This window comes from Candidatus Woesearchaeota archaeon, from assembly GCA_021734105.1.
In the GTDB taxonomy this organism is placed as follows: Archaea; Nanobdellota; Nanobdellia; order Woesearchaeales; family SKGA01; genus SKGA01.
The window spans coordinates 1-8,774 of the sequence record JAIPJP010000032.1 but is presented as its reverse complement, the minus strand read 5'-3'; the positions used below and the strand labels follow the sequence as shown (position 1 = coordinate 8,774).

Annotated in this window: 13 protein-coding genes; 11 read left to right on the top strand and 2 right to left on the bottom strand. The window is 34.0% G+C overall.

From position 1 onward, the window contains the following. The first annotated feature begins 234 nt into the window (after window positions 1-234). From K9M74_05290 to K9M74_05265, 6 genes are all read left to right on the top strand, one after another. Window positions 235-630, top strand: a complete 396-nt coding sequence (locus K9M74_05290; protein MCF7799290.1) for a hypothetical protein — start codon at window positions 235-237, stop codon at window positions 628-630. Window positions 631-856: 226 nt separating this feature from the next. Next, window positions 857-1,111 carry a ribosomal L7Ae/L30e/S12e/Gadd45 family protein gene (locus tag K9M74_05285; protein MCF7799289.1) on the top strand — a complete coding sequence of 85 codons (255 nt, stop codon included), beginning with the start codon at window positions 857-859 and terminating at the stop codon, window positions 1,109-1,111. A 172-nt stretch (window positions 1,112-1,283) separates the two neighbouring features. Next, the gene (locus K9M74_05280) at window positions 1,284-1,700 is read left to right on the top strand and encodes a NusA-like transcription termination signal-binding factor (protein MCF7799288.1); all 417 of its coding nucleotides are present in this window, start codon (window positions 1,284-1,286) and stop codon (window positions 1,698-1,700) included. A 34-nt stretch (window positions 1,701-1,734) separates the two neighbouring features. Continuing rightward, window positions 1,735-2,172 (top strand): 30S ribosomal protein S12, encoded by a 438-nt coding sequence (locus tag K9M74_05275; protein MCF7799287.1) that lies wholly within the window; start codon window positions 1,735-1,737, stop codon window positions 2,170-2,172. 11 nt (window positions 2,173-2,183) lie between these two features. After that, window positions 2,184-2,786, top strand: a complete 603-nt coding sequence (locus tag K9M74_05270) for a 30S ribosomal protein S7 (protein ID MCF7799286.1) — start codon at window positions 2,184-2,186, stop codon at window positions 2,784-2,786. A gap of 76 nt (window positions 2,787-2,862) precedes the next feature. After that, on the top strand, window positions 2,863-3,420 hold the full coding sequence (locus K9M74_05265; protein MCF7799285.1) for an HNH endonuclease: 558 nt from the start codon (window positions 2,863-2,865) through the stop codon (window positions 3,418-3,420). Between the two features lie 115 nt (window positions 3,421-3,535). Here K9M74_05265 and K9M74_05260 read toward each other — a convergent pair whose 3' ends face one another. Further along, window positions 3,536-3,979: an NYN domain-containing protein gene (locus K9M74_05260; protein ID MCF7799284.1), complete on the bottom strand. Its 444-nt coding sequence runs from the start codon at window positions 3,977-3,979 to the stop codon at window positions 3,536-3,538. 250 nt (window positions 3,980-4,229) lie between these two features. Here K9M74_05260 and K9M74_05255 point away from each other — a divergent pair, with 250 nt between their 5' ends. The 4 genes from K9M74_05255 (at window position 4,230) to K9M74_05240 (ending at window position 7,436) form a co-directional block, all read left to right on the top strand. Continuing rightward, complete coding sequence (locus K9M74_05255; protein ID MCF7799283.1) at window positions 4,230-4,448, top strand: hypothetical protein; 219 nt, start codon at window positions 4,230-4,232, stop codon at window positions 4,446-4,448. Between the two features lie 87 nt (window positions 4,449-4,535). Beyond that, on the top strand, window positions 4,536-4,832 hold the full coding sequence (locus K9M74_05250; protein ID MCF7799282.1) for a hypothetical protein: 297 nt from the start codon (window positions 4,536-4,538) through the stop codon (window positions 4,830-4,832). After that, on the top strand, window positions 4,825-5,772 hold the full coding sequence (locus K9M74_05245; protein ID MCF7799281.1) for an RluA family pseudouridine synthase: 948 nt from the start codon (window positions 4,825-4,827) through the stop codon (window positions 5,770-5,772). The genes K9M74_05250 and K9M74_05245 overlap by 8 nt, the downstream gene beginning before the upstream one ends. Before the next feature lie 656 nt (window positions 5,773-6,428). Continuing rightward, on the top strand, window positions 6,429-7,436 hold the full coding sequence (locus K9M74_05240; protein ID MCF7799280.1) for a hypothetical protein: 1,008 nt from the start codon (window positions 6,429-6,431) through the stop codon (window positions 7,434-7,436). 114 nt (window positions 7,437-7,550) lie between these two features. On the opposite strand, the gene K9M74_05235 is transcribed toward K9M74_05240, so the two are convergent. After that, window positions 7,551-8,087, bottom strand: coding sequence for a ZPR1 zinc finger domain-containing protein (locus K9M74_05235; protein MCF7799279.1), 537 nt, complete (start codon window positions 8,085-8,087; stop codon window positions 7,551-7,553). Window positions 8,088-8,320: 233 nt separating this feature from the next. Here K9M74_05235 and K9M74_05230 point away from each other — a divergent pair. Next, window positions 8,321-8,774: ATP phosphoribosyltransferase regulatory subunit (locus K9M74_05230; protein ID MCF7799278.1), on the top strand; the 454-nt coding region annotated here is incomplete at its 3' end.

The following is an 8,774-nucleotide window of genomic DNA, read 5'->3' as shown; positions in this document are numbered from 1 at the left end:
AGTTTGCGAAGCAAACTACACTACATGAAAAAAAGAGAATTCGCATGGCAAATCATCACCTACAATCTTGAGAAGCTAAGTCAAAGCAGTAAATCTTTGCTTTACTGGCTCTGGAGAGCAATCACTTTGAACAAGCCCGTATTTTTATTCTGTAGTTTAGACTAGCTAGTTGACAATAACCAATCCGGAGGAGTAACGTTATCTTTTTAAATCAGTATTTCTAGAAATAACTCTATGGCAACGTATATATCAGGAATGCTTACTTTTGCAAATTTTCTTATTGCATTATTTGTTTTACTCTTTGCATTCTCATTCTTACATAAAACACGCCATGCAAAAGAACGTCGACCATGGGTGTTCTTACTTATCGCTGTAACCATCTTCTTTTTCATGCAAATAATTAATATTTTTGGGCTATTTGGTGTGATGGACTTAGATATATATAGGTCTTATTTTGATTCTATGTTTTTAGCAATTATCCTTTTTACTTTCATCTTTCAATATAATCTTATTTTAAATAGTGAGCTTATTTTAATTCGTCGAAAAAAATTTCAAGAAGCGATGGATGATTATGCGGCGCATTCAACAAAGTCAAAAAAAGCAGTCACACGCAAAAAAGTTGTTTCTTAACGTAAACATTATTTATGCCCTTTTTGTGATAGTTATTTGCTGTGTAGCGCGCACAAAAGTTCTTTGCATCACGAAAAAAATGAGGTGAAACGCCTAGTTACACAAAGCTTTATAAAGCAAACTTGATTCGCTGGAGTATAACCAATCATCTGCAAGGTCTGGTATTCGGGTCTTGGAGAAGAACACAAGTACATTTCTGCTGGTGTTTGGAGCGGTGAATGGAACAATGGACGACATTAAATTAGGATTAAAAAACGACAAATTAATTATAGGTACTAAGCAGACTATAAAAGCACTGCGAAAAGTAACTGTGCATACAATTTATTTAGCTTCAAATTGTCCCGAAATCATCGAGGATGATATTAACCACTACGCAAAACTAGTGGATGTTCCAGTAGAAAAATTAACCATTAACTGTGACGAATTAGGAACGCAATGCAAAAAGCCTTTCCTCGTGTCAGTTGTGGGTATTGCAAAATGAAAACAAGATGTTTTCAAATATCGCCTATAGGCAACAAAATGAAAATAAAAAATATTTTCATAAGTCAAACAAAGTTTAACAAAATGAAAATAAAAAATATTTTCATAAGTCAAACAAAGTTTAACAAAATGAAAATAAAAAATATTTTCATAAGTCAAACAAGTTCAACAAAATGAAAGTAAAATATGATATGGAAACCTTACAACGTATGACGTTATTTGAGAAGGTGACCAGGTCGCGCTTGAAAGATTATTTCGAGCACAACGACAAAATACTATTTGTTGTTGAGAAAGGCTTCCTTCGAAAAGCACTTGGCGAGAACAAAAAAAATGTTACTCGACTAGAAGAACTATTGAAGCGAAGAATCAAAATCATCGAATATAGTGACTCTGTGGAGCGTTTCATTGCAAACGTCATGGCGCCACTAAAAATAGTGGAGATGAAAGTGGAAGATGGTGTTGTTACTATCACCGGACCAGATCAAAAAACAAAAGGTCTTATGATTGGAGCAAAAGCAGCAAATCTTCGCATGTATGAAGGAATAGTACAAAAATACTATCCGCAGCTTAAAGAAATCAAAGTTATTTGAAGAAAAAATCACTAAAAAACTCAAGGTAATACACATGGCGAAAAAATCTAGAGGACTCGGCGCTGGTAAAAAACTTATCAAACGACGAAAAGAAAGTAAGTGGAAAGATAAATGGTTTATTAAGAAACATTTAGGCTTTGCAGCAAAGGCAGATCCATTAGAAGGCGCATCACAAGCATCGGCAATTGTCCTTCAAAAAGTACAAGTAGAAGCAAAACAGCCAAACTCAGCAATGAGAAAATGTGTACGAGTGCAACTTATTAAAAATAGCAAACAAATCACTGCGTTTTTACCAGGAGATGGTGCAACAAAACTTGTTGACGAACACGATGAAGTTGTTGTAGAACGAATTGGTGGTGTTATGGGTCGAGCAAAAGGAGACCTGCCAGGTGTTCGATGGCAAGTAATTAAAGTAAACGATCAAGCACTCGGAGCATTACTTTCAGGAAAGATTGAAAAAGCTCGTAAATAAAGGTAATTAACATGACAGACATACTCGCATTCAACCGATGGGATTGTTCAGGCGTTAAAGTAGAAGACCCTGGACTCAAAGACTACATCACAGTTACTCCAACAATTGTTCCACGAACAGGAGCAAGATATGCTGGAAACAGATTTCACAAATCAAAAGTATTTATTGTAGAACGACTCATTAACAAAGTGATGATTCCAGGTCGAATTGGAACGAAAAAACATAAAGTCTCAAGTGGTCACATTACTGGTAAAGCAGCAACCGCGTATGGTATTGTTTTAGAAGCATTTGAAATCATCGAACAAAAAACAAAAACTAATCCTATTGAAATATTCGTTAAAGCACTAGAGAACGGTGCGCCTCGAGAAGAAATAATTACTATTGAATACGGTGGAGCACGATACCCTAAACCAGTTGAATGTGCGCCCCAACGACGTATTGATAGAACACTCAAATTTATGACGCAAGGCGCATACAAAGCAAGCTTTAACAAAAAGAAAAGCATGTCTGCAGCACTTGCTCAAGAAATCATGGATGCACATGCTCTTAGTACTAACAGCTTAGCAATTTCTAAGAAGTTAGAAACAGAACGACAATCTGATTCAAGCAGATAAAACTGCTAATTTTTTTTCTTATTTTTTGATGTTTTCTAGAAAGTTTTAAAAATACTTTTTCTCATTTTTACTTTTAATGTCTGAACAGAAACTACATTTACAGTCAATTATTGGCGGTCTAATTGCTTTAGTAATATTTATTGCAATTATTTATTTTACTCTAATAACTTTCTTTCCAGGATTTCAGCTTATATTTACTATTATTTTAATTGCTCTAGGAATAGGATTACTTGTGGTTGCTTATTTTTCAATTAAAGATGTAGAATTTCGTCACAAGACTGCAAAATTCTTTAGAAATTTGCTTTTCTTTATTGATGCGCTTGGTCAGGATGTTGCAAAGGAATCAGCAAAATCAAGTGCTAAAAAGAAACGTGTACCTTTAACAGCAAAACAAAAAGCAGCAGTCTATGATTTGGCTGGAGATAAATGTCAACTTTGCGGTAAAAAAGGTAATTTGAAAATTCATCATATTGATTCAAATCCTTCGAATAATCGAGCAACTAATTTAATTTTGCTTTGCGGAAATGATCATGATGATGCTGATAGAGGAGCTATTCCTAAGTTTCGTTTAATTGAAGCAAGAAAGAAACAAAAAACTGCTGGTTATGTTTCTGTTTCTAAACCTAAGAAATAATTATTTTTCTAGTTTTTCTTGAAATTTTCTTCCTGCAGGTGTATCTGCAAGAGTTGTTTGAGTTTCTCTATAAAAGAATTTGTTTGCAATTTTTTTATCTATTAGTGCACTACAATTACAAGTTTTCATTAAATCTATTGAAATGTGATTCTCGAAATGAAAATTTTTCAACTCTTTTACCTTTACTTTTAACAAGTTTGACTAATGGTGCGAAATCACCATCTCCACTTATTAGAATTGCAGTATCGAATTTGTTTTCATATGCGTCTTTTACCATATCGATTGCAAGATGAATATCATCTCCTTTGATTGTGTATGTTGTTTCTCCATTATCTTTTGTTCTTTGTTGTCTTTTACAGAGAATGACTTTAAATTTGTCAATTTTTCTTAATCTATCAAAAAATTGTTGTTGTTGTTTGAATAATTCGGGGTTGGGATTTTGTTTGAGAGATGCGTTATAATAGTATATATTTACTAAATGTTTTCCTTTAGTTATTGATTTTGTGAATTTATCGAAATCGAATTTAAATTCAGAATCTTTTTTATGGATAGATTTTATACCTTATAGAAAATTTGCTCCATCAATATATATTGAAACTCGAGTCATTTTAAAAAAAACACCTGCCTTTGCTTTGGACAAAGACAGGGAACACTTTTGCAGTATTCTGCAGAGCAGATTTAATCCGAAGATAAGGCGCTACTTGTCACCTAATATAAAAATGGTAGATATCTATTTAAAACTATCTTTTAATAATTTGGAAATTTTCCCACCAAAACCTTTAAAACTTCTAGACTCTCCAAAAAGGACTATGGTTGGAGAAATTGGAAAGTCTGATGAGGATGTCTTTGCTGCACTTAAGGCTCGATTTAAGACTGAAATTGCAGGTATTGATGACATTAACGAGCTACGCGACGTTTTTGCTGCTGAAATTGCCAAAAGAGATAAACTCTTAGCTCATTTAGAAGAACAGAATAGAATTCTTGTGCAAAGCGCCCTTCGCAGTAAAAAAGAAGATTTAGAACGGTAATGCGAGTCATTTACTTCTTCTTTTTATTTACTTCCTAGTAAAAAACCTTGCGAATGTTTAAATAATTCGATGGCAATTACATTTCTTATGTACGTCAAACATAACCACATGTGCAAACTTTGTAGCAAGACAACGAATTGTTTTGTTTTTCCAGAGTTCTCTATGCTTTTTGCCATGTGTCGGCCTTGTTATGATGAATTAGTAGAACTCATTCTTGCATATCCTGTCGAAACTGATTTTTGCTCGTTTTGTGAACAAGAAAAACAAGTCAAAAAACTTTCTGGCTTTCCAGACTCACAATTTTTTGGGAACATTTTTATTTGCAGCTCGTGTTATCAACGAATGCAGAACTTAATTGACCGAGAAATTGAAGATCATGACTGAACAAATACGACAAGATCATATTCTTATCGCTGAATCTGGAACTCTTTATGCGATTCTTCTTAAGCAATGCGATTTTTTTCACACAAGAGAACAAATAGATGCTCTTGCTAAACATAAACGAATTGTTTTGAATAAACAGTATGCTTTAGAAGATGTAGATGTGAAAAAAGGTGATTCTTTAATTTTGTTAACGCCGCAGTCAAGTGAGCCTATTGTTGCTATTGATTATAGTATTATTTATGAAGATGAATTTATGTTTGCGGTGAATAAACCTGCAAACTTGCCTGTGCATCCAGCTGGTAAATATTATTTTAATACGCTTGTTTCTTTTCTTCGTAAAGATGGAAAACGAGTGTATCCTATTAATCGACTCGATAAAGAAACATCAGGTATCGTTCTTTTTGCAACAAATCCATTAAACACGCGAGCTTTACAACTTATGTACGAAAAAGAAACAACTCTTAAAACTTATTTTGCAGTGGTGTTTGGAGAACTTGAAACTAAAGAAGGAGTTATTAATAAACCTCTTTTGCAAACACAACTAGGGGATATTCGAGATCACATGATTGTTTCTAAGGAAGGAAAACCATGCGCGACTTTGTATAAGGTTATAGAAATAAAAAATGGTTTTTCATTGGTACAAATAACGTTGTTAACCGGTCGTCGACATCAAATACGTGCGCATTTTTCAAGCATTGGTCATCCACTAGTTGGTGATAAGCAATATAGTTTGTATCCAGATCTTTTTCTTGCTTGGCATACAAATTCAAAAGCAAATGAAGCTGAAATTAAAGAAAAATTACTAGCTTCTCGGCAGTTATTGCATTGCGCGCAACTAACTTTTGTGCATCCAAAAACAGGCGAGAAACAAATACTTTCGGCACCGTTGCCAAAAGATATGCTTGTTTTTTTACACAAGCAAACATTCACGAGTTTTTGAATGTGTGCTTATTATAAACTCTATTTTAATTGAGTCATTAAGGACTATTACTACATTTTATTTTTCAAAGATAAAAACATATTCTATTAAACACCGTTCACATAATGAATTGGTAGTGGATTTTCTAGACCCAGCTGCTCAGGTGGTGTTATTCTCTAATAAGAATTTAGAAGCAATAGTATCGGCTATAGCGCATACTCGAATTAATGTTAAAGAAGCCATTTTTATGATGGGTGAGTAATTACAACAGGAATATTACTTCATCTCATTGCAGGACCTAAAGATTATATAAGAAAAAATAGTTCTGTAATACAGTCTTGATATTGTTAAAATAAGCTTTATTTCTTATTTTACAATATTTTTCACTCTTCTTTTTATTTCTATCTTCTTTTTTAACTCTTTATAGCTTATTTTGACGCTTATTTTCTAATTGTTCATACTTCTTAATACGTAAACTATATATACTGGAGAATCAATTTTACGGTTTCCGTCTCGCAAAGGGTCAGAAACTACAAAGTTGTTACTCCTAAGTAAATACAAATTCGAAACATTTATATAGTAGTATTTTCAGAAATGCTATATAAAGAGGCGGGTGAAAGCGATATCTCTTTGCGAACATCATAATCATTTGGAAATAGCTATGATGCTTTAATACGATGACATTAGCAAAAGAACGGATTGTAGACGTCTTAAAACAACTAGTTCCTGACAAGGACGCTGAAGAGATAGTATTCTATCTACAAGGAAAACAAAACATTTCTGAGTTTATTATAGCTGAAGAACTTGATCTAGAAATACATCGAACAAGAAACCTTCTGTATCGACTTCTTGATTCAAACGTTGTTTCTTTTAAACGAAAAAAAGACAAGATAAAAGGATGGTATATTTGTTACTGGGATTTTAACGAACAAGCAATATCTCACTTAGAAGAAAAACTACGATTAGAAACTATTGCAAAACTACGAAATCGATTAGAAAATGAGCAGGGCGGATTTTTTTACATGTGTCGACATGCTCATGTTCGACAAAATTTTGAAGACGCTTTTGAAGATGATTTTAAATGTCCAGAATGCGGCGAACTTATGAATCAACAAGATAATCAGCGAACTATAGCATTCTTAACACAACGAATAGAAAAACTTGAAGCAGAACAAGATGTATTTGCGCAAGAACGAGCAGTATTTCTTAAAGCAGCATCTAAAAAAGCAGCACAAGAAATCAAAGAAGCACAAGAAGCAGGTGAACAAAAGTGGGAGAAAAAATCTGCACAACGTGCAATTAAACAATCAACAAAGACAGTCGCTGAAAAAGCAGAGTTAACAAAAGCAGCGAAAGCTGCAGCTCGAAAAACACCGGTAAAAAAGAAGACTACTGCTCAGAATAAAACTGCTGGGAAAAATTTAAGTACTAAAAAAGCTACTGCTAAGAAAACTGCTACTACTAAAAAAGTCACTCCTAAGAAAAATTCTGTGAAAAAAACTAGCCAGAAGAAAACAACAAAAAAGAAGGCTCCTTCTCAGCGTTCTACCTCTCAGAATAAAACTGATGTGAAAAATTCAAGTAATGAAAAAGCGGCGAGTAAAAATAAAACTACAAAAAAAGCAGCTACTAAGAAAACTGGTATTGTGAAAAAAATTGCTAAACGAATTGGCAATAAAAAATAAGTAGTTACAATTTTTCTTTTACATTTATTTTTAAGTTTTGTTTATTGGAAATGAACTTCAAAATTGAACTTATTTTTTCAATTTGGATTGTTTATTTCAAATTAACTTCGAAACTCATTTTTTGAGTTTTGATTTCTCTGCTTTATCAGAAATAATTGCAGAATTACCAGTAGGATCTGAAAGTGTAATCTTCATTGGTTCTTGACCCCACATAACACGCGTGAGTTTCTTAAGATGATTCTTAGCTTTTTTTGCATCCGCGGGGTCTTCAGCTCCATCTCGAAGGTGCTCGATGTGTTTTTTCATACGATTAAGCACGCCTTCAACATTAGTTACATAACCATTAGCTGCTTCGCCCGGTTCAATACTTCCAATTGTTCCTATTTTAACGGTTGCAAAACTAGATTTAATAACACGAACTTTCATGTCTTCTTCAGAATTAATTTCGAAGACGAACTTACATGGTTCTTGTTCTTGAAGCGCTTCAATATCTGCTTTGTGATATTTACATGCATTACAATCCATAGAAAAAACAGCCACTGGACCAAAGAACGGAATGTCTCGTTCAGCTTCCATAAGTGTTAATTGATTCTCACCACAAATAGGGCATTTTTCGTTTTCGATAACTTCTATTGCTGGTTCATCTGACATGAATTGTTTGAAGCTGTGTTGGTTTAAAAAGTTTTTGTAACTGAAGCAATAAAGAAGGATTTTTGCTGAGCACTGCCTTGAAGAAATCTAGCGTTACAACCATTTTGACTTGCGCAAGCGAGTCGAAATAAACGGATGTAACGATGTTCTATTTGAGCCAGAGGCGAGAACAATCCTTCGCAGTGCAGAAAAAAGAATAGAATTATAAATGTTAGAACTTCCAACTCATTATTATGGAACTTGATACTGCAAAAGGAACACGGGACATCAGTCCAGATGAAGCTTTACTTAGAGAGCAGATTCTTTCTAAGATGCAAACCATTTTCCAACGCTACGGCTTTATGCCACTAGATACGCCACTACTTGAACGCTACGATGTGCTCAGTGCAAAATTTGCAGCTGGCGTTGAAAGCGATGCAATGAATGAGGTTTATACTCTCCAAGATAATGGAAAACGAGAATTAGGATTACGTTTTGACTTAACAGTACCTTTTGCACGATACGTGGGTATGAATAGAACACTCAAGATGCCCTTTAAACGATACCAAATAGGAAAAGTATATCGAGACGCGCCAATTAAACTCGGACGCTACAGAGAATTCACACAATGCGATGTGGATATTGTCGGAACAACAAGCCTACTTGCTGAAGCAACCTGTATTAACGTCGCACTTGACGTGTACGAAG

What these genes read in the sequence shown, in the direction of transcription:
- K9M74_05290 (MCF7799290.1), top strand. Translation starts at nt 235, where the DNA reads ATGGCAACGTATATATCAGGAATGCTTACTTTTGCAAATTTTCTTATT.
- K9M74_05285 (MCF7799289.1), top strand. Translation starts at nt 857, where the DNA reads ATGGACGACATTAAATTAGGATTAAAAAACGACAAATTAATTATAGGT.
- K9M74_05280 (MCF7799288.1), top strand. Translation starts at nt 1,284, where the DNA reads ATGAAAGTAAAATATGATATGGAAACCTTACAACGTATGACGTTATTT.
- K9M74_05275 (MCF7799287.1), top strand. Translation starts at nt 1,735, where the DNA reads ATGGCGAAAAAATCTAGAGGACTCGGCGCTGGTAAAAAACTTATCAAA.
- K9M74_05270 (MCF7799286.1), top strand. Translation starts at nt 2,184, where the DNA reads ATGACAGACATACTCGCATTCAACCGATGGGATTGTTCAGGCGTTAAA.
- K9M74_05265 (MCF7799285.1), top strand. Translation starts at nt 2,863, where the DNA reads ATGTCTGAACAGAAACTACATTTACAGTCAATTATTGGCGGTCTAATT.
- K9M74_05255 (MCF7799283.1), top strand. Translation starts at nt 4,230, where the DNA reads ATGGTTGGAGAAATTGGAAAGTCTGATGAGGATGTCTTTGCTGCACTT.
- K9M74_05250 (MCF7799282.1), top strand. Translation starts at nt 4,536, where the DNA reads ATGTACGTCAAACATAACCACATGTGCAAACTTTGTAGCAAGACAACG.
- K9M74_05245 (MCF7799281.1), top strand. Translation starts at nt 4,825, where the DNA reads ATGACTGAACAAATACGACAAGATCATATTCTTATCGCTGAATCTGGA.
- K9M74_05240 (MCF7799280.1), top strand. Translation starts at nt 6,429, where the DNA reads ATGACATTAGCAAAAGAACGGATTGTAGACGTCTTAAAACAACTAGTT.
- K9M74_05235 (MCF7799279.1), bottom strand. Translation starts at nt 8,087, where the DNA reads ATGTCAGATGAACCAGCAATAGAAGTTATCGAAAACGAAAAATGCCCT.